Annotated in this window: 23 protein-coding genes; 8 read left to right on the top strand and 15 right to left on the bottom strand. The window is 69.8% G+C overall.

Going from position 1 to position 23,179, the window contains the following annotated elements:
* Positions 1-27: 27 nt before the first annotated feature.
* The 5 genes from GCN81_RS25915 to GCN81_RS25895 all read right to left on the bottom strand — a co-directional run bounded on the left by GCN81_RS25915 (position 28) and on the right by GCN81_RS25895 (position 2,219).
* Complete coding sequence (locus tag GCN81_RS25915; protein ID WP_156726917.1) at positions 28-261, bottom strand: DUF397 domain-containing protein; 234 nt, start codon at positions 259-261, stop codon at positions 28-30.
* 40 nt (positions 262-301) lie between these two features.
* Entirely contained in the window at positions 302-502 is a 201-nt protein-coding gene (locus tag GCN81_RS25910; protein WP_156726916.1) for a hypothetical protein, read from the bottom strand.
* Between the two features lie 176 nt (positions 503-678).
* The gene (locus tag GCN81_RS25905) at positions 679-1,512 is read right to left on the bottom strand and encodes a helix-turn-helix domain-containing protein (protein WP_156726915.1); all 834 of its coding nucleotides are present in this window, start codon (positions 1,510-1,512) and stop codon (positions 679-681) included.
* Complete coding sequence (locus GCN81_RS25900; RefSeq protein ID WP_156726914.1) at positions 1,502-2,026, bottom strand: DUF6879 family protein; 525 nt, start codon at positions 2,024-2,026, stop codon at positions 1,502-1,504. The genes GCN81_RS25905 and GCN81_RS25900 overlap by 11 nt, the downstream gene beginning before the upstream one ends.
* A complete protein-coding gene (locus GCN81_RS25895) occupies positions 2,010-2,219 on the bottom strand; it encodes a hypothetical protein (protein WP_156726913.1) in 210 nt (69 codons plus the stop codon). The genes GCN81_RS25900 and GCN81_RS25895 overlap by 17 nt, the downstream gene beginning before the upstream one ends.
* A gap of 240 nt (positions 2,220-2,459) precedes the next feature.
* Here GCN81_RS25895 and GCN81_RS25885 point away from each other — a divergent pair, with 240 nt between their 5' ends.
* Together GCN81_RS25885 and GCN81_RS25880 are read left to right on the top strand one after the other, a co-directional pair.
* The gene (locus GCN81_RS25885; RefSeq protein ID WP_156726911.1) at positions 2,460-2,975 is read left to right on the top strand and encodes a DUF6879 family protein; all 516 of its coding nucleotides are present in this window, start codon (positions 2,460-2,462) and stop codon (positions 2,973-2,975) included.
* Between the two features lie 295 nt (positions 2,976-3,270).
* Positions 3,271-4,014 (top strand): class I SAM-dependent DNA methyltransferase, encoded by a 744-nt coding sequence (locus GCN81_RS25880; RefSeq protein ID WP_156726910.1) that lies wholly within the window; start codon positions 3,271-3,273, stop codon positions 4,012-4,014.
* Positions 4,015-4,065: 51 nt separating this feature from the next.
* Here GCN81_RS25880 and GCN81_RS25875 read toward each other — a convergent pair whose 3' ends face one another.
* Positions 4,066-5,553, bottom strand: coding sequence for an LCP family protein (locus tag GCN81_RS25875; RefSeq protein ID WP_456115055.1), 1,488 nt, complete (start codon positions 5,551-5,553; stop codon positions 4,066-4,068).
* Positions 5,554-5,702: 149 nt separating this feature from the next.
* Here GCN81_RS25875 and GCN81_RS25870 point away from each other — a divergent pair, with 149 nt between their 5' ends.
* Positions 5,703-6,752: a glycosyltransferase family 2 protein gene (locus GCN81_RS25870; protein ID WP_156726908.1), complete on the top strand. Its 1,050-nt coding sequence runs from the start codon at positions 5,703-5,705 to the stop codon at positions 6,750-6,752.
* Between the two features lie 71 nt (positions 6,753-6,823).
* Here the strand turns inward: GCN81_RS25870 and GCN81_RS25865 are convergent, their stop codons facing one another.
* Both GCN81_RS25865 and GCN81_RS25860 read right to left on the bottom strand, forming a co-directional pair.
* A complete protein-coding gene (locus GCN81_RS25865; RefSeq protein WP_231626970.1) occupies positions 6,824-7,360 on the bottom strand; it encodes a GNAT family N-acetyltransferase in 537 nt (178 codons plus the stop codon).
* Between the two features lie 84 nt (positions 7,361-7,444).
* Positions 7,445-8,140: a type 1 glutamine amidotransferase domain-containing protein gene (locus GCN81_RS25860; protein ID WP_156726906.1), complete on the bottom strand. Its 696-nt coding sequence runs from the start codon at positions 8,138-8,140 to the stop codon at positions 7,445-7,447.
* Positions 8,141-8,271: 131 nt separating this feature from the next.
* Here GCN81_RS25860 and GCN81_RS25855 point away from each other — a divergent pair, with 131 nt between their 5' ends.
* Positions 8,272-9,195: a LysR family transcriptional regulator gene (locus GCN81_RS25855; RefSeq protein WP_156726905.1), complete on the top strand. Its 924-nt coding sequence runs from the start codon at positions 8,272-8,274 to the stop codon at positions 9,193-9,195.
* 21 nt (positions 9,196-9,216) lie between these two features.
* Here the strand turns inward: GCN81_RS25855 and GCN81_RS25850 are convergent, their stop codons facing one another.
* From GCN81_RS25850 to GCN81_RS25835, 4 genes are all read right to left on the bottom strand, one after another.
* A complete protein-coding gene (locus GCN81_RS25850; RefSeq protein ID WP_197287781.1) occupies positions 9,217-10,908 on the bottom strand; it encodes an LCP family protein in 1,692 nt (563 codons plus the stop codon).
* Between the two features lie 74 nt (positions 10,909-10,982).
* Positions 10,983-12,818 carry an LCP family protein gene (locus GCN81_RS25845; protein WP_156726903.1) on the bottom strand — a complete coding sequence of 612 codons (1,836 nt, stop codon included), beginning with the start codon at positions 12,816-12,818 and terminating at the stop codon, positions 10,983-10,985.
* Between the two features lie 218 nt (positions 12,819-13,036).
* Positions 13,037-14,311 (bottom strand): LCP family protein, encoded by a 1,275-nt coding sequence (locus GCN81_RS25840; protein WP_156726902.1) that lies wholly within the window; start codon positions 14,309-14,311, stop codon positions 13,037-13,039.
* Between the two features lie 188 nt (positions 14,312-14,499).
* Positions 14,500-15,252, bottom strand: coding sequence for a TIGR03089 family protein (locus tag GCN81_RS25835; protein ID WP_156726901.1), 753 nt, complete (start codon positions 15,250-15,252; stop codon positions 14,500-14,502).
* A 127-nt stretch (positions 15,253-15,379) separates the two neighbouring features.
* Between GCN81_RS25835 and GCN81_RS25830 the strand changes: the two genes are divergently transcribed.
* The 3 genes from GCN81_RS25830 to GCN81_RS25820 all read left to right on the top strand — a co-directional run bounded on the left by GCN81_RS25830 (position 15,380) and on the right by GCN81_RS25820 (position 19,216).
* Complete coding sequence (locus tag GCN81_RS25830; RefSeq protein WP_156726900.1) at positions 15,380-16,828, top strand: peptidoglycan recognition protein family protein; 1,449 nt, start codon at positions 15,380-15,382, stop codon at positions 16,826-16,828.
* A gap of 181 nt (positions 16,829-17,009) precedes the next feature.
* Positions 17,010-18,095: a mannose-1-phosphate guanylyltransferase gene (gene manB, locus GCN81_RS25825; protein ID WP_156727155.1), complete on the top strand. Its 1,086-nt coding sequence runs from the start codon at positions 17,010-17,012 to the stop codon at positions 18,093-18,095.
* A gap of 137 nt (positions 18,096-18,232) precedes the next feature.
* Positions 18,233-19,216 (top strand): DNA-3-methyladenine glycosylase family protein, encoded by a 984-nt coding sequence (locus GCN81_RS25820; RefSeq protein ID WP_156726899.1) that lies wholly within the window; start codon positions 18,233-18,235, stop codon positions 19,214-19,216.
* Between the two features lie 35 nt (positions 19,217-19,251).
* On the opposite strand, the gene GCN81_RS25815 is transcribed toward GCN81_RS25820, so the two are convergent.
* Genes GCN81_RS25815 through GCN81_RS25805 form a run of 3 tightly spaced genes read right to left on the bottom strand, consistent with a single transcriptional unit; the run spans position 19,252 to position 22,166 of the window.
* On the bottom strand, positions 19,252-20,640 hold the full coding sequence (locus tag GCN81_RS25815) for a coenzyme F420-0:L-glutamate ligase (RefSeq protein WP_156726898.1): 1,389 nt from the start codon (positions 20,638-20,640) through the stop codon (positions 19,252-19,254).
* Positions 20,637-21,593, bottom strand: a complete 957-nt coding sequence (cofD, locus tag GCN81_RS25810) for a 2-phospho-L-lactate transferase (protein WP_156726897.1) — start codon at positions 21,591-21,593, stop codon at positions 20,637-20,639. Before cofD ends, GCN81_RS25815 begins: the two co-directional genes overlap by 4 nt.
* A gap of 12 nt (positions 21,594-21,605) precedes the next feature.
* Positions 21,606-22,166, bottom strand: coding sequence for a cysteine dioxygenase (locus GCN81_RS25805; protein WP_156726896.1), 561 nt, complete (start codon positions 22,164-22,166; stop codon positions 21,606-21,608).
* Positions 22,167-22,869: 703 nt separating this feature from the next.
* Here GCN81_RS25805 and GCN81_RS25800 point away from each other — a divergent pair.
* A complete protein-coding gene (locus GCN81_RS25800) occupies positions 22,870-23,133 on the top strand; it encodes a WhiB family transcriptional regulator (RefSeq protein ID WP_156726895.1) in 264 nt (87 codons plus the stop codon).
* Positions 23,134-23,179: the final 46 nt, after the last annotated feature.

Raw genomic sequence — 23,179 nt, 5'->3', positions numbered from 1 at the left:
CGGGAATCGGCCGGAGGCGATGAGGTGTCAGGCAGAGAGCCCGAAGCGGGCCGGGTCGATACCGGCCGCGTCCAGTTCGGCCGTGGAGAAGCGCAGCGGCTCCCCGCCCGGCCGCTTGCTGTCGCCCAGCGCCCACGCGTCGGTACCGATGCGCGCGAGGGTCACGCACGATTCCCCGTCGGGGTGCGTGTTGCCGCCGCACGCCTTACTGAAAGCGGCGGTCCCGGACATGGGGAGGCTGTACAGGTCGGTTTCGGGCATGGTTCACCTTCCGTTGTGAGAGCAGGTGGAAGCGGCGGACTCAGACCCAGCCGGGGCCGTCCTTCGGGACCACGAACACGCCGGGGCCGAACGCGGCACCGCTGCCCCGCAGTAGTGCGGCGACGGCCGACCTCGCGTCACCCAACGCGTTCGCCACGTTGTCGTGCAATAGCTCGGCCTCGGAGGGCAGCAGGACCATTTCCGTGTCCGCTACATGCCGACCGTTCTTCGTCAGCCACATCGGAACCCTGATGTGCCCGTCCTCATCCCGGTATGCCGGACGGCTCGGAATCGGGTCTATCCGCCAACCCTTCGCCGGAGACTGGTCACTTGGGATTCGCTGATCGGTCGGCATACACAAATCCTCGACCACTCAGCGCGGATGCTCCAGCAATATTCACGTTGCGGGGTAGACGATCACGAACGGTAGGCGGCAGCCCACTCCCCTAGGAGCGCTCTTGCCTCTTCACCAAACAGCGCGTGACGCTCGTACAGGCCGAAAACTTCAAGGTGTTCAGCGATATCCCTGGCGTCTTGGAGAACCAGGCGCCCGGTGAAATTCTCGACGGTTGCCAGTCGCTGGTCGTAGACCGTGAAGGTGTTCATCGGTCCGCGTTCAACAGTCGCTCCCAGGGGAATTACGCCGATGTGTACGTTAGGGAGATGCGACAGCGAGACGAGACGGTCGATCTGCACGGCCATCGCTGCACTCGGAACCACGGCCCACCTGACGGCCTGCTCTGTCAACAGGAACGTGAACCGCTTCGCGTCGTCGTAGAGAACCGATTGCCGCTCCAGCTTCTTGGCCACCGTCTTCGAGATGTCCACCGGCGAGTGGCCAAGGCTGGCCCTGACATACTCAGGGGTGGCCAGCAGCCCTGTCACCATTGCGGGCAGGAAGTAGCGGAGCGTTGTGGCTTCCGCTTCGAGGCCTGCCAATTCCGTTTGTCGCTTTTCTAGTCCCCTGCGCCACGACGCCCGTTTGCCCTGCCATTCCGTGTTGGCGAGTCGCGCAAGGGAAGCAACTTCCGCCACGAGTTCTGGGGGTGCGTCAAGGGCTCTGAGGATCAACTCGACATCGACAAGGCCCGGCGTGATTCGACCAGTCTCAATGTTGCTGAGCTTGGTTTGAGACATGTTGCAACGCCGAGCGAGCCAGACCTGTGTACGGCTGGCTCGCTTGCGCATAGTGCGGAGTGTTTCTGCTAGGTCAGCCTTTGACTGACCTAGCTGGGCAGGGTCAAACGTCAAGGCCCTTCACGTACTCCTCGAAGGGCATGGCATGTTCCAGGGCGATTCGCTTCCATTCCCGGTAGGGAGCGAGGTCCCCTTCGTACGCCTCGCGATTGATCTGGGTGCCGTCCGGTCGGAAGTTCAGGTGTGCGATGCGGGTTTCGTCGAACATCCACCAGTCACGTCCGGTGAGCGGCAAGTCGTAGTCTTCCTGCGTTACGTCCAAGACGCGGATGTCCTCCCCGGCCGCGATGTTGCCGGGGATACCCCACGCGAATTGGTACCGCTGGTAGTCGGTGAGCGGCTGGCGCACGATGCGGACGCGACCGATGCGCTTGCCGGATTCGACGTATCCGCGTACCCGCTCATGCCAGCGGGCATTGTGGTCGGCGGGCTTGCTCTCGCCGTGCAGGAAACGGGCAACGTTCTCCTGCTCCCTGGGCATGGTATAGGTGGGCTGCGCCTCGAATCGCCATGCCTCGCGCTCGAAGGTGTCGAAGAACCTGCGCCACTGCTCACCATCCAAGAGCACGGACGGCCTCCCTCAGAACGTGCTCCGGGATCTCCACCAGGACCTCGCCAGCGGGCGCGGCGAACGCGTCGGACAAGTCCCCTTGGATAACGAATGAACCGCCCTTGGTCCTGTAGACGTTGGGGCAATCGTCGTCGTCGCAGTTGGGTCCCTTGGCTTGGCCGGTGAGGCGGGTCAGTTCCTCGCGCGTCATCGTGTCCTCCTTTGACGCAGGGTCGGCCCCTGGCGTCAAGAGGACGGTAGGCCGGGTGCGCCTACCGGGTCCATGGCGCATCACGGATATTCACGTTGTCGGGTAGACGATCATGCGGGTCGGAGCCCGAGGCTAGGGTGGAGTGCGAGGAGACCAGTCCCGCGAACGGTCCGGTGCCCAACAGTGAGGCCGTCGTCAGGATTCCGGCCCGGATGATTCCGGTGACCAGGGAGGTGTGTGATGGCGTTGAGCGTGCCCAGCTTCGCTGAGCTGCTTGGCCGGTGTGAGCGATCCGCTGTCCACCTGGAACTGCGTGACTCGTACGCACCCACGGACCGGTTCGAGGCATGGAAGCGTGGTGAGCGGATCAACTGGGAGGACCGCGAGTCCTGGTGGCATCCCTATGACCAGTTGATCGCGGACACAGTCGCCAGGGGTGTGGCTGTCCGCAGAGCCCGTGTGGTTTCCGAGCCGGTGTCGGACTACATCCGGTGGGAGCACTACGTCACTCACGCCAACGTCACGGCGGGGGAGGAAGTGCGGTGGCTGCCTCGGCGGCGGGCCACGACCATCCCCCTGCCGGGCAACGACTTCTGGCTGTTTGATGGCGAGCTGCTCCGGGTGCACCATTTCTCGGGTGACGGAGCCGTCGTGGAGGACGAGATCACGGCGGACCCGGAAGCTGTGAAGCTGTGCTCCGCCGCCTTCGAAGCGGCCTGGGAACGAGCGATCCCGCACCACCAGTACAGGATCTGACGAAGCCCAACTCCGTGTGCCAGCACTCAATTTCACGCGTTCACAAGGCCCGCGAGGGCTTTGCGAGGTGTCTGTGTGAGAGTCCGGAAGGACGCAGGGACCAGCGGGCGGGAGCTGGCCTTCAGGTGAGGCTGGTCGGCCCCTGACCTGGTCCGGCTAACAGGCAGCCTGCCGAAACGCAGGTGGAGTGGAAGCGGCCACGGTCCGTACCGGCCCGCCACGGACCCTGTGATCGGAGCTGGCGGAAGGAAAATGCGTCGACAGTGCCCCACCGCACCCGGAAAAGTGGCCGCCCGTGACGAGCAGTGAGCTGTGGACCCGTGCGAACGCCGACCGCTACGACGCTGAAGAGGCCGAAATGTCCTCGGCCGCCGTTCTCGGGCCGACTCTCGATTTTCTCGCCGAGCTTGCCGGAGGCGGTCGGGCGCTGGAGTTCGCCATCGGGACCGGACGCGTGGGCGTCCCGCTCCGGGAACGCGGCGTGCCGGTCGTGGGCATCGAACTGTCCGAGCACATGGCGTCGGTCCTGCGGCGCAAGGCCGACGAAGACACGCTCCCGGTCGTCATCGGGGACATGGTGGCCACCACCGTCGTCCCCGGCGAGTTCACGCTGGTCTATCTCGTCTACAACACCATCACGAACCTGCTCACGCAGGACGAGCAGGTCGAGTGCTTCCGCAACGCCGCACGTCACCTGGTGCCCGGCGGCCGATTCGTCATCGAGCTGGGCGTGCCGCCGCTGCGGTTCCTGCCGCCCGGCCAGGTCGCGGTGCCGTTCGATGTCTCCGAACAGCATCTCGGCTTCGACACCTTCGACCTGGTCGAGCAGATTCTGGTCTCGCACCACTTCACCCGTGACGGCGACGACGGCCGCTACCGCCGTGGCAACTCCCGGCATCGGTACGCCTGGCCCGCGGAGCTCGACCTGATGGCGCGGATCGCTGGGCTCGAGCTGGAACGACGCGTCGCGGACTGGGATGGGGCGCCGTTCTCCCAGGACTCCGCGAAGCATGTCTCCGTGTGGCGCAAGCCAGCCTGAGGCGATCGGCGGACCTCAGCGATGTGAGGGGCGTCAGCGGCGTCAGCGGCCTTAGTTGCATACCACCTGGTCGCCGGTGCTCGCGTCGAACTCGCCGCGCTTCGCCTCCTTCGCCCGTACCCGCGTCACCTTCTCGAAGTCGGCGCCCGCGATCACCCGCAGCACCGCGCCCTGGCCCTTCACCTCGCGGAGCTCGCTGCCGGGCAGGGCCTTGGCCAGGGACTTCGCTGAGCGGTCCCAGCGGGGGTCGTAGGCCACGATCGTGCGGCGGATGTCGCGGCGGTCGGCGTTGCCGGGGGAGTTGGTGGTGCGGAAGCCGGTGGCTCGGAGGGCGGCGTCGACGCGCTTGCCGAGGTTCGGGGTGGTGGTGCCGTTGTCGACCTGGACGCGGATCTGTTCGGGGGCGACCTCGACGGGGACGACCGTGCTCTTCACCTTGAGCGGGGTCAGCGGGCGGTCCTCGCGGAGGGTCTTGAAGAGCTTCGCGGATTTCTCCGGGTCCCATGCCAGGGTGGCGCCCGCGCCCTTGATGGGGCGGCCCTCGCTGGTGGGCACCGTCGTGAATTCCGACGACGAAGGGGAGAAGCCGCGCATGGCGCGCCCGAGGGCGAGCATTTCGTCCGTGCCGAAGCGTTCGTCCGCGCGGACCGAGCTGAGCACGGTCTTGGAGACGGCGCGGAACTTCACCGGGTTCAGCAGGACCCCGGACGACGTCGCCTTGTCGATCAGCGCGGCCAGGAAACGCTGCTGGCGCCGCACACGGTTGAGGTCCGAGCCGCCGTCGGCGTAGCGCGAGCGTACGTACTGAAGGGCCTGGCCGCCCGAGAGGTGATGGGTGCCCGCGGGCAGGTCGAGGCCGGTGTGGGAGTCCTTGAGGGGGGTGGCGGTGCAGATGTCGACCCCGTCGACCGCGTCCACGGTCTTGATGAAGCTGGTGAAGTCCACTTCCAGGTAGTGGTCGATCTTGAGTTTCGTCGCACGCTCGACGGTCCGCACCGTCAGGTTCGGGCCGCCCTCCGCGTAGGCGCTGTTGAGCTTGATGGGGTGGGCCTTGTGGTGTTCGCGCGTCGTCTGGTCGATGTGCGCGGGAGCCACGGCGTACGAGTCCCGGGGCAGGCTGACGACACTGACGCGGCGCCGGTCGGCCGAGAGGTGCACGATCATGATGGTGTCGGTGCAGTTGCAGGGGGCGCCGCCGAGCAGGTAGTCCTGCCGCTCCTGCTCGGTGATCTTGTCGCGGCCGTCGGTGCCGACCAGCAGGACGTTCATGCCGCCGCCGGAGCCCGGGCGGTTCTTCATGTCTTTGAAGGGGTCCACTCGGCCGATGCCGGTGTCCAGACTGGTCACCAGGGCGTGGCCGATCCCGGCCACCGAGAGCACCAGTACGGAGAGGCCGGTCGCCATCCGCCGGGCCCAGCGCGGCCGCGGCGGAGGCCTGCGCTGGGGCCGTCCCGACGACCGCCCTGGACGCCCTGGACGCCCTGGCCGCCCGGGACCTGGCCTCGGCGGTCGGGCGGGGGAGCGGGGTGGCTGGGGCACGGGGGACACCTCCGCGGGACGGACGGGCGCGCCGGAATCCGGAATCGGGACCGGGACGTGAGAAACCGTACGTCCATACAAGATGCGCAGAGCGGCAGCGACCGGGCGGCACGCACCGCTGTCCCCCGTTCGCGGTAACCTGAGGCCTGATGAGCGAGAAGCCTGACGTGCAGCCCACCCCCGTGTCGGCGCCCACCCCCGTGTCCGTGATCATGCCGGTCCTCAACGAGGAGCGGCATCTGCGCGACGCGATCCACGCGATCCTCCAGCAGGAGTACGCGGGTGAGATGGAGGTGGTGATCGCGCTCGGCCCGTCCACGGACCGTACGGACGAGATCGCCGCCGAGCTCGTACGGGAGGACCCTCGCGTCCACACCGTGCCGAACCCCACCGGCCGTACGCCCGCCGCCCTGAACGCCGCCATCAAGGCGTCCCGGCACCCGGTCGTGGTGCGGGTCGACGGCCACGGCATGCTCTCGCCGAACTACATCGCCACCGCCGTACGCCTCCTTGAGGAGACCGGCGCGCAGAACGTCGGCGGCGTCATGCACGCCGAAGGCGAGAACGACTGGGAGCGGGCGGTCGCCGCCGCGATGACCTCGAAGATCGGCGTCGGGAACGCCGCCTTCCACACCGGAGGCGCCGCGGGCCCCGCCGAGACGGTCTACCTCGGCGTCTTCCGCCGAGAGGCCCTGGAGCAGCAGGGCGGCTACAACGAGGAGTTCATCCGCGCCCAGGACTGGGAGCTGAACTTCCGTATCCGCGAGGCGGGCGGCGGCATCTGGTTCTCGCCCGAGCTGCGGGTCTCGTACCGGCCGCGGCCGAGTGTGAAGGCGCTCGCCAAGCAGTACAAGGACTACGGGCGTTGGCGCCACGTCGTCGCCCGCTACCACGAGGGCTCCATCAACCTCCGCTACCTCGCCCCGCCGACCGCCGTGTGCGCGATCTCGGCGGGTCTTGTGGTGGGCGCGCTGGTAACCCCCTGGGGCCTGGTGATCCCGGGCGGCTACCTCGCGGCGATCGCCGCGGGCTCCGTACCGGCGGGCAAGGGGCTGGCGCTGGCGGCACGGCTGCGTATTCCGGTGGCGCTGGCGACGATGCACATGTCGTGGGGGTACGGCTTCCTGACCAGCCCGCGCGCGCTCGCGAAGAAGGTCATCGCCTCGCGGCGGCCCGCGGTGCGGGCTACGGCCGGGTGAGCCCGCCCGTCTCCTCATCCTCGGAGTCGCAGCACTGCACGGAGCCGTCCGCAAGGCCAACATCGGATGTGTCAGAGCCGTCTCGTGGTGAACAGGTTGGTTCCGTACACCGCGTCCACTTCCTGCCGCTCGGTCTCAGTGAATCCGACCTTGGCCAGCACACGTCGAGAAGCGGTGTTCCAGGCCCAGACCGTGGCCCACAGACGTTCGTACCCAGATGATCTCGCCCATTCCAGAACCGCCAACGATGCCTCGGTCGCGTATCCCTGACACCAAACTCGACGCAGCAGCTCGAAGGCCAGTTCCGGTTCTCCTACCGCTCCTCGCCCGCTGTCGACCAGCCCGCAGTAGCCGATGACATCACGAGAGGCCTTCCGCTCGACCGCCAGCAACCCGCTCGACCACAGCTGGTTGCTGCGGATCGAATCCTCGAGCTCCGCGACCGTGGGGTGTCCGTCCGCGTCGATTCGGCGGTGCGGCGGCACTCGGGGATCACGTTCGGTCCACAGCTCACGCTGGACGATAGCCTCGGCTACCCGCCAAGGTCTGAGCAGCAGGCGACTTGTCTCAAGTGCAACCTCACTGCCCGGAGCCGCGCTACCCGTCATGGCAGCAACCATGCCACGGGTGAACGCGCTGTCGTGCCACGGGGCGCCAGGGCGGCTTTCGGTCTTGGCTGGTTCGCTGTGCGGTCAGGTCAGCTTCTTGAGGAGTTCGGCGGCCAGCGGGGCCGAGGAGGCCGGGTTCTGGCCGGTGACCAGGTTCCGGTCGACGACCACGTACGGGGCCCACGGCTCGCTCTCCTGGAAGTCGGCGCCGGCTTCGACGAGGCGGTCCTGGAGCAGCCACTTGGCCTTGTCGGCGAGACCGGCCTGGGTCTCCTCGGCGTTGGTGAAGCCGGTCAGCCGGTAGCCGGCGAAGGAGTTGGTGCCGTCGGCCTTGGTGGCGGCGAGCAGGGCGGCGGGGGCGTGGCAGACGACGCCGAGCGGCATGCCGGACTCCAGGGCGCGCGTGAGCAGGCTGCCGGAGTCGGTGTTGACGGCCAGGTCCTCCATGGGGCCGTGGCCGCCGGGGTAGTACACCGCGGCGTAGTCGTCCAGGTTCACGTCCTCCAGCTTGATCGGGTGCTGGAGCTCGGCAAGAGAGGCGAGGGTGGCCGCGATCTTGGCGGCACCCTCCTCGCCGCCGTTCACGGCCGGAGCCAGGGAGCCCTGATCGACGGTGGGAATGACGCCACCGGGGGTGGCGACGACGACCTCGTGGCCCGCGGCCTTGAACGCCTCGTACGGGGCGACGGCCTCCTCGGCCCAGAAGCCAGTGGGGTGCTCGGTGCCGTCAGCCAGCGTCCAGTAGTCGACGCCGGTCATCACGAAAAGGATCTTGGCCATGGTGTGTGCTCTCTCCCAGGGGGCGTGGCGATGCCTCGACGGTAGGCCGGTCGGCGGGAGTCGACCAATGGGGAGAGCCATGGCTGCCATGCGTATTTCTATGGGTCTGGCGATACGTCATAGCGGAGGTTATGGTTCCTGTCGTGCCATCGCCGCTCGATCTGAATCTCCTGCGTACGTTCCTCGCCGTCTACCGGTCCGGGTCCTTCACCGCGGCCGCGCAGCTGCTGGGTCTGACGCAGCCCACGGTGACGACCCAGATGCGGGCGTTGGAGGGCCAACTCGGGCGTGAGCTGTTCGCGCGGCTGCCGCGCGGGGTCGCGCCGAACCCGGTCGCGGACGCGCTCGCCGCGCGCGTCACCGCGCCGCTGGACGCGCTCGCGGCCGCCACCGGGAACGGCACCGGGAACGGCACCGACGGCGAGCGTGCCGACCCGGTGCATCTGGCGGGCCCCGCCGAGTTGCTGTGCACCCGCGCCCTGCCCGCCCTGGCGCCGCTCGTGGCCGACGGGGTACGACTGCGGGTGGCCGTGGGTCTGACGGACGTACTGCTCGACGAGCTGCGCGCGGGCCGCCACGACCTGGTCATCGCGACCAGCCGCCCGCGCGGCCGCACGCTGACCGCCGCGCCCCTGATGGACGAGGAGTTCGTCCTGGTCGCCGCGCCCGCCTGGGCCGAACGTGTCACGGGGCGCCTGGCCGCCGAGGGTCCCGCGGCGCTGCACGACGTACCGCTGGTCACCTACGCCGAGGACCTGCCCATCGCCCGCCGCTACTGGCGGCACGTCTTCGGCAGGCGCCTCGACTGCCAGGCCGCCGTGACCGTCCCCGACCTGCGAGGCGTCCTGGCCGCGGTGACCGCGGGCGCCGGGTTCACCGTGCTCCCCCGCTACCTCTGCCTGGATGAACTCGGCTCCGGCGCCCTCCTCGCTCTGCACACCCCGGACGAATCCCCCATCAACACCGGTTACCTCGTCCAGCGCCCGGGCTCATCGGACAACCCCCATGTCGCCCGGGTCCACGACCACCTGCTCCAGGCGGGCCGCGCCTGGTGACACCCCGTTGAGTGAAGCCCGCTACTCCCAGGTGAAGTTGGGGTCGACGGGCATGCATTCCTCGTCGTCCGCGCCGTTCAGCAGATCGGCGGACTCCGGCGCCTTGTTGTCGTCGCCGCCCGCACCCTCAGACCCCTCGGACGCCTTCTTCGGGGTGTCGCCCTCGCGCCAGTCCGCGCCCACGACGACCGTGATGCCCGTGACGTCCGTGGACTGCCGCACCGAACTCAGCGGCAGGCCAAGGGCCTTGGCGACCGCCTGGGCGTCACCCTCCAGGTCGGGGCTCGGGTAGCTGATACGTGTCCGCTCCTGCGCGGGGGTCGGCGCGCCGTCCGCCGCGGCCAGGGTGTAGCCCTTGCCCACGAGCAGTTGCGCGACGGCGGTCGCCCGGCCGCGCACCGGGGCCTGGACGTCGGTCCCGGTGCCGTTCCGTACCAGGACACCAGTGTCGGCGGGCTCCCCGACCGGATCGACGGAGACCTCCTCTGTGGGCTTCGTCTTTTTCTTGCTGTCCTTGCTGTCCTCGCTGTCCTTGCCGTCGAGCGCGATGTCCTCGCGGATCAGCCGGAACATCTGCTCGGCCTCGCCCGGCTTGGGCTCGACGCGGTTGCGGTCCACGACCGCGTACTGCCAGGGCATGGTCGTCATCGTCATGCGCTTCGGGTCGACCTTCTTGAGCTCGGTCGAGAGGTCGTAGAGCTTCTTGACCTTGTCGAGTCCTTCGTCGACCTCAAGGACCGATGTGGCCTTCTCGGCGAGGTTGAGCATCTTCCCGGGGTTGGTCAGCGTCGCGTTGGCGCGCAGCTCACGGACCATGGCGCTCATGTACATGTGCTGGGCCTTGGCGCGCGAGATGTCGGTGCCGTCCTCGAAGCCGTACCGCGTGCGCAGCCACTGGAGGGCCTGCTCGCCCTTGACCTTGGTGGTGCCCGCCTCCAGCTTCAGCCCGGAGCCCTTGCCCGTACGGGTGAGTGAGTGGATGTTGTCCTCCACGCAGACCGGCACGCCGCCGACGGCGTCTGCCATCGAGACCACTCCGGCGAAGTCCAGCTTGATGAAGTGGTCGATCCGGATGTCCGTGAGCTTCTCCCAGGTGGCGACCGTGCAGCCGGGGCCGCCACGGCCGAGGCTCAGATTCGTCATCGTCCGGCCGGTGCTCGCCGGGTAGACCTTGCCGGTCTCCGGGTCCCGGCACTCGGGGATCTCCAGCAGGGTGTCGCGCGGCATGCTGACGACGGACATGTTGCTGCGGTCGGCGGAGAGGTGGATCAGCATCTGTACGTCGGCCAGTGGGGGCGAGCCGAAGGTCTCCTTGGCGCCGCCCAGCTTCTGGTTCGCCTCGGAGTCCCGCGCGTCGGAGCCGATCACCAGGATGTTCAACGGCGTCTGGCCCGCGGCGTTGGGGGTGTGCTCGGCGGCCCGCCCCTTGTCGGGCATCGGCGAGGTCTTGATGTTGTTGTCCAAGTGCCGCAGATAGAGGTATCCGCCGCCCGCCGCGACAAGGACAAGACCAGCCAGGGCCGTTGTCCCCCAGAGCAGTATCCGGCCCTTACGACGCCGGGGTCTTGCTCCCCGTCTTGCTCCCCGCGTCGCACCCCGCGTAGGTGGCTGGTCATCATCGCCCGCCTCGCGTCGCGGGTCCTTGCCGAGGTCACCGTCGGCGTGCCTGTCCCGGTGTTCGACCTCCTGCGCGCGCACACTGCCTCGCCCCATGCCAATGCCCTCCCCGAGCTGTGGCCATCCCGTCCGGCCGTCCCCGCTTGTGGCGGGGAGCTGCCCGGTGGGAGTCATTCAGCGCAAACGGATTTGTCCGCTTCCACCCTCTGAATATCTTCCGGCGCCTTCGACGGAGCGGTGATGGACGTCCCCGCGCCCTTGAAGTCGGAGCCCAGGGTGAGCACCATCGCCGGAAGTCCCTGCGCGGTCTGCTCGCCCTCGCCCGGCTTCAGCGCCGAAGCGGGCAGACCCATCAGGTCGGCGAGCTTGCGCGCCTGGTCGGCCTGGCCTTCAGCGTATTCGAGCCTGGTCTTCTTGAGCGGTTCGGGCGCGTTGCCGAGCTGGCTGGCCTTGTTCATGGCGTGCTGGGTCTGCAACCAGGTGAGCGTCGACTGCGCGGCGCCCTGCTTGCCGCTGCCGTTGTAGATGTTGACCCGTACCTCGGAGGCTTCGGCCCTGGGGCCTTCAAGTCGGGCTTCCTCCTCGGCCTTGGCCTTCTTCTTGGCCGCCTTCTTGTCCTTCTCCACCTCGGTCAGTGAGATGTCGTCCCGGATCATGGAGAGCAGTGGCGCTGCTCTGGGCTCGTCGACGACGACCGTGACGGGGGTCTTCTCGGCGGGGTTGTCCTTCACCGGCAGCGTGGTGAAGGTGATGTTCTTCATCTCGGTCTTGCCCAGTTCCAGGCCGAGATCCGTGAGCTTTTTCAGCTTGGCGATCTTCTTGTCCACGGTCAGTGCCTCGACCGCGGCCTCCGCCAGGTCCTTCATCTTCAGCGGGCTGGTGAGCGTGCCCGTCGACTTCATCTCGCGCATCAGCGAAGCCAGGAACTGCTGCTGCTGTTTGATGCGGTCGAGATCGCCCTTGTTTCCGAAGCTGCCCCGAGTACGGACGAACGCCAGGGCGTCGTCGCCCTTGACCCGGTGGTCGCCCGCCGGGAGCTTGAGGTGGGACTTGGGGTCGTCGACGTCCTTGGCCAGACAGATCGGCACACCGCCGACCGCCGTGGACAGCGTCTTGACGGCGTTGAAGTCGACCACCATGAAGTGGTCCGGCACGATCCCGGTGATCTCGGTGACCGTCCGCATGGTGCAGCTCGGCGTACGGCCCAGCTGCCCGAGGCTCTCGTTGAAACGGGTCTGCTGCGTGCCGGGGATGGTCTTTTTGGTGCCGTCCTCCTGCGTGGTCGGACAATCCGGGATATCTGTGACCAGGTCCCGGGGGATGCTCAACGCGGTCGCGTTCGAGCGGTCCTTGGAGACATGCAGCACGATCGTGGTCTCGGCGTGGCCTTCGCTGCCCGCGTCGCCGTACCCCTCGTTGCCCTTGCCGGTCCGCTTGTCGGTGCCGACGATCAGGATGTTGATCGCCCGGTCCTTACTGAAGCCGCCGGTGCTCGCGCCGTCGGCGTCTATGCCGGTGATCTTGCCTTCGAGGTACTGGTAGTAGGCGTACATGCTCCCGGCACCGATGACCAGCGACGCGGCCACCACGAGGCCGGTCCACTTAAGGATCTTCTTGCCCTTGGACTGCCTCGGCTTGCCCTTTCCCCTACGACGGCAGGGTGGGTTCGCCTCTCCCTGGCGGCGGCGTCCGCGCTGGCCCGGCACCTCGCGGCCTGGCACCTCGCGGCCCGGGGCCTCGCGTCCAGGTCGGCCGCGGTCGCGTCCGGGTGCGTCGCGCCCCGGGGCCCCACGGCCCGGGTCCCCACGGCCCGGGGCCGCGGTACGACGGCGGGGGGCGCCGGTCGACGGGCTGGCGGCGGCCCGCCTTGCGCTACGCGGCCCGGGAACGTCCGATCGCCCTGCGGAGGGGGTCAGTCGCAGTTCGTAGTCGCCGGTCTCCGGGTTGAGTACCCACTGGTCTGCGGGGTCGATGTTCTCCGCCCGCCCACGGCCTTGCGCGTCCACGGTTGCTTGCGTCCTCCGTCGGGGCCACGCGGCGCCTCCCCCTCCGAGGCGCCCGTCAGTCGGTCCTGCGGTGCGTGGCCACCTGGCCGGTCGCACCGGATCGCTCACACTATCCGGCCAGGTCAGCGTCGAGCGACGCCGGTGACGGATTCCACGCCCCTACAACTGGGCAATACGTTCCTTTCCCGGCCTGGGACGGGTGGTGTTTGGCGATCGCTTTACTCGCAGGTGGCACGGTCGGCCGTGTTGCCGCGGAAGGTGGGGTCGGAGTCGGGGTCGTCTCCGGGGGGCCGTTGCCGCTCCTGCTCCTGTTCGGGCTCTGGCTCTGGCTCGGGCTCCGGCGGGGTCACCCGCAGCGGAGCGTCCTCGCGCAACCGGTCGAAGAGCCGCCCCGCGTCGGGCTGCACCAACTCGTCCCGGTTCGGGTCATACGCGTACGGCTGACGCGGGACGGTGAGGAACCGCACCTGGTCCGTGGGGATGTCCCGCATGCTGCGCACCAGTTCGTACAGGTCGGTGAGTCCGGCCAGGCCGGGGTCCGTTGTGAGGGACGAGGTCGCCGCGTCGAGTACGGGGTAGAGCTTGGTCGGATTCAGCAGGACGCCGGTGCTCTTGACCTTCTTGACCAGCGCCCCGAGGAATTGCTGCTGGCGGTCCATGCGTTCGGTGTCGCTGCCGTCGCCGAGGGTCTTGCGGGCGCGTACGTAGCCGAGTGCCTGCTCGCCGTTGAGCTTGTGCTTTCCGGCGCTGAGCTTGAGGCGCGCGTCGGGGTCGTCGATCGGGCGCTTGAGGCACACCTCGACGCCGTCCACCGCGTCGACCATCTTCTTGAAGCCCTGGAAGTCCACGATCATGTGATGGTCGATCCGGATGTCGGTGAGCTTCTCGAGCGTACGGATGGTGCAGGCGGCGCCGCCGACCGCGAACGCCGAGTTGAACTGGCCGAACCGCTCCGGAGCGCGGGAGCCGCTCGCCCTGCGACAGCTGGGAATGTCCACCATCAGGTCGCGGGGCAGCGATACGGCGGTCGCGCTGCGCCGGTCGGCGGCGAGGTGCAGCAGGATCGTGGTGTCGGAGCGCTGGCCCCTGTTCCTGCCGTACTCGCTGTTGCCCTGGCCGGAGCGGGTGTCGGAGCCGATCAGCAGGATGTTCTGCGCGTCGTGCGAGGCGGGGGCGGGGCGCTCGCGTTCGTAGCGCTCGAGCTCGGCCGCGGTGCCGGTGTCCTCGGTGATGTTCCCCTCCAGCTTCAGGAAGAGGAGCCAGCCGATCCCGACCGCGGCCAGGGCTATCACGGCGATGGTGAGGGCGGTCCAGCGCAGCCAGCGGCGGCGGCGTCGTCGGCGCTGGGGGGCGTCTGGGGAGTTTGGGGTGTCTGGAGCGGTTGTGGCGTCTGGGGCGTCGGGCGTGGTGGGCGCGGGCGCGTCGTCGGCCGGTTCCTCTGGCTCGGCGGGCGTGCCTGCGGTGTCGGTCACGTCGGCGTCCACTCCTGGCATCGGCGGCGGCGTAACACGCGGCGTAGTGCCGCGTGCCGCGTACCACGTACTGCTACCGAGAATGCGGCCCGCGCCCGGTTCGGGCCTGCGGGCCCGGCTTCGTGTGCGCCGAACGGGTGGACTTTCCGTGCGGCGCGCGAGTATCAGAGCGTGCGCACGACTTCAGAGCCTGCGCGAGCCAGTCCGTGTCAGAGCGCTGTCGTGTCGACCCGTTCGCTCGCCACCCGCTTCTCCAAGCCGCCCTCGCCCAGCTGGTCGAGGTTGCGGCACAGGACGACGGACCCGCCCGCCGCGAGCGGCGCGTACAGACCGGCGGACAGTCCGTCCCAGGTGTCGTACGGCCGTGAGGACAGCAGCCGCGCGCCCGGCGCCAGGCCCAGGTCGCCCGCGTCGGCGGCGGCCCGCGCGATCAGCTCGGCCCCGGACAGCTCCGTACCGCCGACGGCGAGTGCCGGTGCGCCGGGATCGACGGGCGCGTACGGCGCGAAGCGGTCGCCCTGGCCCGGTACTTCGACCGCGTAGTCCAGGAAGCCGGACGGCGGCTGCGGGAAGCGGCCGCCCAGCGGGCGCAGCGCGAGCGCGACCCGTTCGCCCGAGCAGGCGCGGGCCGCGTCCAGGGACTCGGGGCCGCTGACGACCAGGTCGGCGTCGGCCGGGTCGCCGCCGACGTCGGCGAGCACGCCCACCGACGAACAGGCGAGCAGCCACACCGCGGTCTGCCAGTGCGCGGGCAGCAGCAGCGCGAGCCGGTCGCCGGGCTCGGCGGCGAGGTCACCTTGGAGCAGATTGGCGGTCTTGGCCACCCAATTGGCCAAGGTGGCCACGGACAATTCGACGCGCTCGCCCGTCGCGTCGTCGTAGAAGGTCACCAGGGGGCGCCCGGGGTCCGCGGCGAGCGCGGATCGCAGCAGGTCGGCGGGGGTGCGGTCGGTCGCGTTCACGCGGCCAGCGTACGCGGCGCCACCGGGCGCAGGTGCGTGGGCGGTGGAACGCGACGCGCCCGGGATACCGGCGCACCGTCAATTCCCCGATGTGCGAAGCCGCCTGGTTGCCTCCACGATCAACGCCATGCGTGGATTCCTTGCTTCCTCGATCGGTGTCACCTGCACCGCCGCCCTCTGTCTCCCGCTCGTTCTTCCGGCGGGAGCTCAGGCGGCGGTGGCCAGGAGCGCCGCCCCCGTCTCCGCACGTTCCGACTCCGCGGCCGCCGCCGGGTCCACCCAGTCACTGCCGCTCGCGCCCCTTGGCCAAGGCCGTGCGCTGCGCGACGGTGCGGGCGTACGCGACCAGGGCATCGCGCCACGCGACGTGCGGCCCTTCTCCCTCGTCGGCGTCATCTGGGACGACGCGGACGCCGAACTCCACGGCCGGGTCCAGGTCCGTACCCGCGCCGCCGACACCGCCGACTGGTCCGACTGGCAGGACGTCGAGACGCACAACAGCGAGCACGCCGCCGACCCCGGCTCCGCCGAGCGCGAGTCGGGTGAGCGGCGCGGTGCCACGGCCCCGCTCTGGGTCGGCGCGTCCGACGGAGTCGAGGTCCGCGTACGGGCCGAGGAACCGTCCGATGGCGGGCAACCGTCCGATGCCGGGCAAGCGTCCGCCGAGCGCGCCCAGCTCCCCGACGGCCTGCGCCTGGAACTCGTGGACCCGGGCGCCGACCCCGTACGCCCAGCGGACACCACCGCCACCGCCACAGCCACAGCCACCCTGCCAAGGGTCCTGCGCGACGACCCGCAGAGCCAGGGTGCCCAGACCGAAGCCGCCGCCCCCCTCACCGCCGAGGCCGCGGCCAGCTCCGCCGTCAACGCCCAACTGGCTCCGCTCGGCGCCCTGGTCATCCCGGCACTCAGCAAGGAGGAGACCGAGGCCGACCTGGCCGCGGCCCGCGGCGAGATCGCCGGGAAGCCGTACATCGGACCGCGCCCGGGCATCATCACCCGCAAGGGCTGGGGCGCGGACGAAAGGCTCCGCGAACGCTCGTTCCTCTACACCAAGACCGTCAAGGCGGCCTTCGTCCACCACACCGCCACCGGCAACAACTACAGCTGCGCACAGGCGCCCGCGCTGCTGCGCGCCATCTACCGCTACCACACCCTGAGCAGTGGCTGGCGGGACTTCGGCTACAACTTCGCCATCGACAAGTGCGGGAACATCTACGAGGGGCGCGCGGGAGGTGTCACCAAGCCGGTCATGGGTGCCCACACCCTCGGATTCAACTCCAACACCACCGGCATCGCCGTCCTGGGCACCTACACCAGCAAGAAACCCCCGACGGCCGCGCTGAACGCGGTCGCCAAACTCACCGCGTGGAAGCTGGGTCTCTTCGGGCGGAACCCGGAAGGCACGACTTCGCTCACTTCCGGGGGTAGCAATCTCCACGCGAAGGGGAAGAATGTCCGCCTCAACGTGATCTCCGGTCACCGCGACGGCTTCGCCACCGAATGCCCAGGGCGCCAGCTCTACGGCAAGCTGGGCACGGCACGGAGTACATCGGCCCGACTCCAGGGCAGGTGACCTCCGGGCCACCGCGCGGCCTTCGGGCTTAGCGCTTCGGGCTCAGCGCGTCGGGTCTGGCGCCTGAGCCTGGCGCTTCGGGTCTGGCGCTTCGGGGCGGTGCGGCCGGGGACACGCACACTCGGCCGCACCTCGGCCCCGGCAGGAAGCAGAGACCGCATTGGCTGCACAGTCGGCACCCCTGGCACCGGAGGCGATCCTCCTGGTCGGCGGCAAGGGAACCCGCCTCCGCCCGCTCACGGTCCACACTCCCAAGCCCATGGTGCCCGCGGCGGGCGTACCGTTCCTGACGCACCAGCTGGCGCGCGCCAGGGCCGCGGGGGTCGAGCGAGTCGTCCTCGCCACCTCCTATCTGGCCGAGGTGTTCGAGCCGTACTTCGGCGACGGATCATCGATGGGCCTGCGCCTGGAGTACGTCACCGAACGGGAGCCCCTGGGCACCGGCGGCGCGATCCGCAACGCCGCCTCGCACCTCAGCTCCGGCCCGGACGCCCCCGTGCTGATCTTCAACGGCGACATCCTGACCGGCCTGGACATCCCCGCCCTGATCTCGACCCACGAGACGTCCGGCGCGGATGTCTCGCTGCACCTCACGCGGGTCGACGACCCCAGGGCGTACGGACTGGTCCCCACCGACCCGTCCGGCCGGGTGACGGCCTTCCTGGAGAAGCCGCAGACGCCCGCGGAGATCGTGACCGACCAGATCAACGCGGGCGCGTACGTGTTCCGGCGCTCCGTCATCGACACCATCCCCGTCGGCCGCCCCGTCTCGGTCGAACGCGAGACCTTCCCCGAGCTGCTGTCCTCGGGGGTCCACCTCCAGGGCATGGTCGACTCCACCTACTGGCTGGACCTCGGCACTCCACAGGCCTTCGTACGGGGCTCGGCCGACCTGGTTCTCGGCCGCGCCCCGTCTCCCGCCGTGCCCGGCCGCCGAGGGGACCGTCTGATCCTGCCCAGCGCGTCCGTCGCGGCTGATGCCAAGCTCACGGGTGGCACGGTCGTCGGGGCCGGTGCGGTGATCGGCGCGGGCGCGCGGGTCGTCGGCAGTACGGTGCTGGACGGCGCGGTCGTGGAAGAGGGCGCCGTCGTGACGGATTCGCTGGTCGGGGCGGGTGCGCGGGTGGGGGCCCGTACGGTGCTGTCCGGGGCGGTGATCGGGGACGGGGCGGCGGTGGGCCCGGACAACGAGCTGCGTGCGGGTGCCCGGATCTGGTGCGACGCCGTGCTTCCGGCGGGGTGCGTTCGCTTCTCTTCGGACCAGTAGGGGCGGGGGCGGCCGTGGGTCGCCTACGCTCGGACTACCCCCGACTCCGTCCGATGCGTACGTCCGTCTCCCTCTCCCTCCCTCTCCCTCTCCCTCTCCCTCTCCCTCTCCCTCTCCCTCCCTAGGACCCGACGCCCGTGGCAGGCCGCTTCACCCCCACCCGTGACTGGCGCGCGCCGGGCCCCCTGGACCTCCGTCTGGTCCTGGGCCCGCTGCGCCGTGGCCCCGCCGACCCCACCTTCCGGATCACCCCGGACGGTGCGGTCTGGCGGGCCTGCCGTACGCCCGACGGGCCCGGCACGCTGCGCGTCGCCGCGTCCCACGGCGCTGACGGGGGCGGTGGCAGCGGCGGTGGTGGGGCTGTCCGGGCCGCGGCCTGGGGCCCGGGGGCCGACTGGCTGCTGCACCAACTGCCGCACCTGCTGGGTGAGTCAGACGCACCTGAGGCGTTCGAGCCGCGCCATCGGCTGGTCGCCGCGACGGCGCGGCGCCGCCCGGGGCTCCGGCTCACCCAGACCGGCCTGGTCTTGGAATCCCTGATTCCGTCGATCCTGGAGCAGAAGGTCACCACGGACGAGGCCTACCGCGCGTGGCGGCTGCTGGTCCGGAAGTACGGCGAACCCGCGCCGGGTCCCGCATCCGCATCCGCATCCGCGTCCGTATCCGTGCCCGACGGCATGTACGTGATGCCCGCCCCCGGCACCTGGCGGATGATCCCCTCCTGGGAATGGCACCGGGCGGGCGTGGACAACAAACGGGCCAGCACGATCCTGCGGGCCGTCCGGGTGGCGCGCCGCCTGGAGGAGGCGGCGACCATGCCACCGGGCGAGGCCCAGGCCCGCCTGGAACGGGTCCCCGGCATCGGACCCTGGACCTCAGCCGAGACGGTCCAGCGCAGCCATGGCGCACCCGACGCGGTCACCGTCGGCGACCTGCACCTGCCGGGCATCGTCGGCTACGCGCTGACCGGCGCCCGGGACGCGGACGACACGGCGATGCTCGACCTGCTGAAGCCGTACGAGGGCCAACGGCACCGGGCGGCCCGCCTGATCCTGCTCTCCGGCCGCATCCCGCCACGGCGCACCCCGAAGATGCCCAGGGTGGACATCGCCCAGCTGTAGCCGCACCCCGACGCCGTCACCGCACCCCGACCGCGTCACCGTACGGTGATGAAGTCCCGCACGCTGCGCTCCGGGCGATCGCGTGGCTCCTGCGCGGCGCGGCCCACGGCGACGGCCCCCATGGGGTCCCAGTCGGCGGGCAGGTCGAGCGTCTCGCGGACCACGTCCCGGCAGAACATCGTCGACGAGATCCACGCGGAGCCCAGCCGCTCCCCGGCCAGGGCCACCAGGAAGTTCTGAATCCCGGCGCCGGTGGCGACGACGAACATCTCCCGCTCCGCCGCGTCCCGCCGCGTGTCCCCGTACGTGTGTGCCCCGTCGGTCACCAGGCAGGGCACGACCAGGCAGGGCGCCTCGCGCAGCACGTCCCCGCGCCGTATCCGCCGGGCGATGGACTCCTCGGACTTGCCGTCCCGCCGCAGGTCCGCGATCCACGCGTCCCGCATCGCGTCGAGGAGCCGGGTTCGGGAGGCCGCGGACTCCAGCAGGACGAAGCGCCAGGGCGTCGTGTGGTGTGGCGCCGGTGCGGTGACGGCCGCGGCCACCGCGCGCCGCAGGGCTCCGGGGTCGACCGGGTCGTCGGTGAAGGCCCGCACCGTACGCCGCTGGGTCATGGCCTCCCGTACGGCCTCCGACGTGCCGAGGCGGAACATGTCGTTCGGGGCGGTGCGCACCAGCGCCCGTGCGCCGTCCGCCCCGTCGCTGTCCGCCGTCTGGTCGTCGTCGCCCGGCACCAGCCCCGGCAGCCCTCGGAGCACCGCGACCGGCAGCCCCTCGGCCTTGCCCTTGACCAGGTCACCCGCCGCGGCCAGTTCGTCGGCCGTCGCCACGATGGTGGCGCTCAGCGGATTGCCGTACGCGTCGACGCCGCCGCGCAGATCGTCCAGGACCCGCACCCCGCTGGCCCCGATCGCGACATCGGTGACGCCGCTGCGCCAGGGCCGCCCGAAGGTGTCGGTCACCACGACCCCGACCCGTACGCCGAGCGTGTCCCGCAGTCCGTCCCGGATGCGCCGGGCCGACGCGTCGGGGTCCTCGGGGAGCAGCAGGACGGTCCCGGCGGGGGTGTTGGACGCGTCCACACCCGCCGCCGCCATCACCAGCCCCTGACGGTTCTCGACGATGCGCAGCGTCCCGCGCCGTGCCACCACCCGTACGGTCTCGGCGTCGATGGCCGCCTCGCGGTCCGTGGCGGCGAGCACCCGCCCCTCGGCCTTGGAGACGATCTTCGAGGTGACCAGTACGACATCGCCGTCGGCGAGCGAGGGTTCGGCGGCGGCGATCAGCTTGGCCAGGTCGTCGCCGTCCCTGACCTCGGGAATGCCGGGCACCGCCCACACCCGGTACGAGGCCGGGGAGGCTGCGGAAGCCGGGGAGGCTGGGGCGTCCGGGGCGTCCGGGGTGTCCGGGGAGGGCGGGGTCATGTCCGTACCTCCTCGGCCAGCGCCAGCGCCGCGCGCGCCATCTCGGCCGTGGCGTCCAGGTCGGTCATCATCAGCGGCACCGCCCGGCACCGGATGCCCGCCGCCTCGACGCGCTCGACGGTCGCGCCGTCGGCCGTGTCGACCAGCCAGCCGTCCAGCAGGCCCGAGCCGTAGTGCTCGGCGACCGCGGCGGCGCTGGACTCCACGCCCACCGCGGCGAGCATCTTGTCGGCCATCCCCCGCACGGGCGCGTCCCCGACGATCGGGGAGAGGCCCACGACCGGCACCCCGGCGTCGGCGATGGCTTCCCTGATGCCCGGCACCGAGAGGATGGTGCCGACGCTGACGACCGGGTTGGACGGCGGGAAGAGCACGACGTCGGCCGCGGCGATGGCCTCCAGGACACCGGGCGCGGGCTTCGCCTGCTCCGCGCCGACCGGCACCACGGCCAGCGCGTCCACGGAAGCCCGCAGCCGTACCCAGTACTCCTGGAAGTGCACGGCCCTGCGCTCGCCCTCCAACTCGACGGCGACATGGGTCTCAACCCGGTCGTCGGACATCGGGATGAGCCGTACACCCGGCTGCCACCGGTCGCACAGGGCGTCGGTCACCGCGCTCAACGGGTAGCCCGCGCCCAGCATCTGCGTACGCACGATGTGGGTGGCGAAGTCCCGGTCGCCGAGGCCGAACCACTCGGGTCCCACGCCATACGCGGCGAGTTCGCTCTTGACCTGGAAGGTCTCGTCGCTGCGGCCCCAGCCCTGGTCTTCGTTGATGCCACCGCCGAGCGTGTACATCACGGTGTCGAGGTCGGGGCAGACCTTGAGGCCGAACAGGTGAATGTCGTCACCGGTGTTGCCGATGACGGTGATGTCAGCGTCGGGTGTGGCGGCCTTGAGGCCGCGAAGGAAACGGGCACCACCGATGCCGCCGGCCAGAACAACAATGCGCATGCACGCAGTCTGTCAGGCGACACTGACAGTGTGGGCGCCCGGGGAGCACTGGGCCGAACGCATCGGCATCTCGGTCAGACCGGGGAAGTAGACGTGCAGGCTGACGGCGGGTTCGAGGGTCTCGTTGACCACTTCGTGTACGTAACCGGGCGCGAACACCCGCTGTGCTCCGGAGCCGAGTTCGCGGGCGACCTGGGCCTGTTCGGTCGTGCTGCGCTCGGTCGTGCCGCGTTCGATAGTGCTGCGTTCGATGGTGGCGCGTTCGGTCAACCGGCCGTCCAGGACGGTCAGTACGCCGGAGGACTGGCCGTGGTCGTGCCGCCCGCTGCCCTGCCCGGGCACCCAGCTGAGCAGCCAGACCTCGTAGCCGGGTCCCGTGCGCAGCCGGTGGTACCAGCGGCTGGTGGCGTCGTACTCGACGAGGTGTTCCCACTGGGAGCGGTCGGCGGCGATGGAGCGGGCCAGGCCCACGAAGTCGGCCACGGTCTCGGGGTGCTCGCGGGGGGCCTTGAGGAGGTGCGGGACCTCGAAGAGGTCGCCGGCGATCTGCAGGTCACTGTCGCTGCTGTTCATCGGGCGGTGGTTCCTCGGCATTGAGTGCTGGGGTGTCGCGGAGCAGTCGCCCGGGTCACGGGCGGGAGGGGCATCGCCCGGATCGCGGGCCAGAGGCGGGGGTGGTGCGGTGGTGAAGCTGGAGCGCGGTGAGGCTCAACAGCTGGAACAGCAACAGCTCAGACAGCTCTGACAGCTCATGCGGGCAGCGCGGAGCGGACCACTGGCGTGGGTCCGGGTCGGCGCTGAGGTCGCGAGCATGCCCCATAGGAGACCGGCTCACACGTCCAGCTGTCAACTTGATGTCCGTATTGCGAGACATGTTTCACCGCATCCGGTTGTTCTTCCCGGTGAAAGGTTTGTGCATCCGACGCGCGGGACATGTGGGGCCCCATCCGGGCGGGTAAACCTCGCGGTCCCGTGATCTGACTGTGATCAGGCTCGCTTTGGTGCTCGAAGGGCAACGAGATCAAACTCCAAGCCGTCCTTCCTGTTATCGGCAGGGCGCGTGGAGGGGTCAGCGGGGCCAGCGCCAAGTGTCATGGTTTAGGCCGATTTGAACACTTTCCGCAAACCCTTGGTTCCGCAGAGTGAATAAGAGGCCCAATAGCAGATCTCGGCTTGACTGGCCTGGATCAGCACACTTGTAATTTCACTCGTGTCGTTCAGCCGAAACCGGTAGCGGCAGCATCACGGGGACTGCACAGACAGACGAGGGGCGCACATGACCGAGCTGTTCGAACAACTGCTGGTCGAGGACGCGGAAGACGAGATCGGCTGGCAGGAGCGCGCACTCTGCGCCCAGACCGACCCCGAGTCCTTCTTCCCCGAGAAAGGCGGCTCGACGCGTGAGGCCAAGAAGGTCTGCCTCGCCTGTGAGGTCCGCTCCGAATGCCTCGAATACGCGTTGGCCAATGATGAGCGATTCGGAATCTGGGGTGGCTTGTCGGAACGTGAACGCCGCCGACTGAAGAAGGCCGCGGTCTGAAAGGTTCCTGTTTAGTCGAACGTTATGTCGAACGGTCCGCTGTCCG

Origin of the sequence: Streptomyces apocyni (genome assembly GCF_009739465.1) — a bacterium.
Classification (GTDB): domain Bacteria; phylum Actinomycetota; class Actinomycetes; order Streptomycetales; family Streptomycetaceae; genus Streptomyces; species Streptomyces apocyni.
Note: the sequence above shows the minus strand (reverse complement) of the source record. Positions and strands in the feature narration are given on the sequence as shown.

What these genes read in the sequence shown, in the direction of transcription:
- GCN81_RS25915 (WP_156726917.1), bottom strand. Translation starts at nt 261, where the DNA reads ATGCCCGAAACCGACCTGTACAGCCTCCCCATGTCCGGGACCGCCGCT.
- GCN81_RS25910 (WP_156726916.1), bottom strand. Translation starts at nt 502, where the DNA reads ATGTGGCTGACGAAGAACGGTCGGCATGTAGCGGACACGGAAATGGTC.
- GCN81_RS25895 (WP_156726913.1), bottom strand. Translation starts at nt 2,219, where the DNA reads ATGACGCGCGAGGAACTGACCCGCCTCACCGGCCAAGCCAAGGGACCC.
- GCN81_RS25885 (WP_156726911.1), top strand. Translation starts at nt 2,460, where the DNA reads ATGGCGTTGAGCGTGCCCAGCTTCGCTGAGCTGCTTGGCCGGTGTGAG.
- GCN81_RS25870 (WP_156726908.1), top strand. Translation starts at nt 5,703, where the DNA reads ATGAGCGAGAAGCCTGACGTGCAGCCCACCCCCGTGTCGGCGCCCACC.
- GCN81_RS25865 (WP_231626970.1), bottom strand. Translation starts at nt 7,360, where the DNA reads ATGACGGGTAGCGCGGCTCCGGGCAGTGAGGTTGCACTTGAGACAAGT.
- GCN81_RS25860 (WP_156726906.1), bottom strand. Translation starts at nt 8,140, where the DNA reads ATGGCCAAGATCCTTTTCGTGATGACCGGCGTCGACTACTGGACGCTG.
- GCN81_RS25855 (WP_156726905.1), top strand. Translation starts at nt 8,272, where the DNA reads ATGGTTCCTGTCGTGCCATCGCCGCTCGATCTGAATCTCCTGCGTACG.
- GCN81_RS25850 (WP_197287781.1), bottom strand. Translation starts at nt 10,908, where the DNA reads ATGGGGCGAGGCAGTGTGCGCGCGCAGGAGGTCGAACACCGGGACAGG.
- GCN81_RS25840 (WP_156726902.1), bottom strand. Translation starts at nt 14,311, where the DNA reads ATGCCAGGAGTGGACGCCGACGTGACCGACACCGCAGGCACGCCCGCC.
- GCN81_RS25830 (WP_156726900.1), top strand. Translation starts at nt 15,380, where the DNA reads ATGCGTGGATTCCTTGCTTCCTCGATCGGTGTCACCTGCACCGCCGCC.
- GCN81_RS25815 (WP_156726898.1), bottom strand. Translation starts at nt 20,640, where the DNA reads ATGACCCCGCCCTCCCCGGACACCCCGGACGCCCCGGACGCCCCAGCC.
- cofD (WP_156726897.1), bottom strand. Translation starts at nt 21,593, where the DNA reads ATGCGCATTGTTGTTCTGGCCGGCGGCATCGGTGGTGCCCGTTTCCTT.
- GCN81_RS25805 (WP_156726896.1), bottom strand. Translation starts at nt 22,166, where the DNA reads ATGAACAGCAGCGACAGTGACCTGCAGATCGCCGGCGACCTCTTCGAG.
- GCN81_RS25800 (WP_156726895.1), top strand. Translation starts at nt 22,870, where the DNA reads ATGACCGAGCTGTTCGAACAACTGCTGGTCGAGGACGCGGAAGACGAG.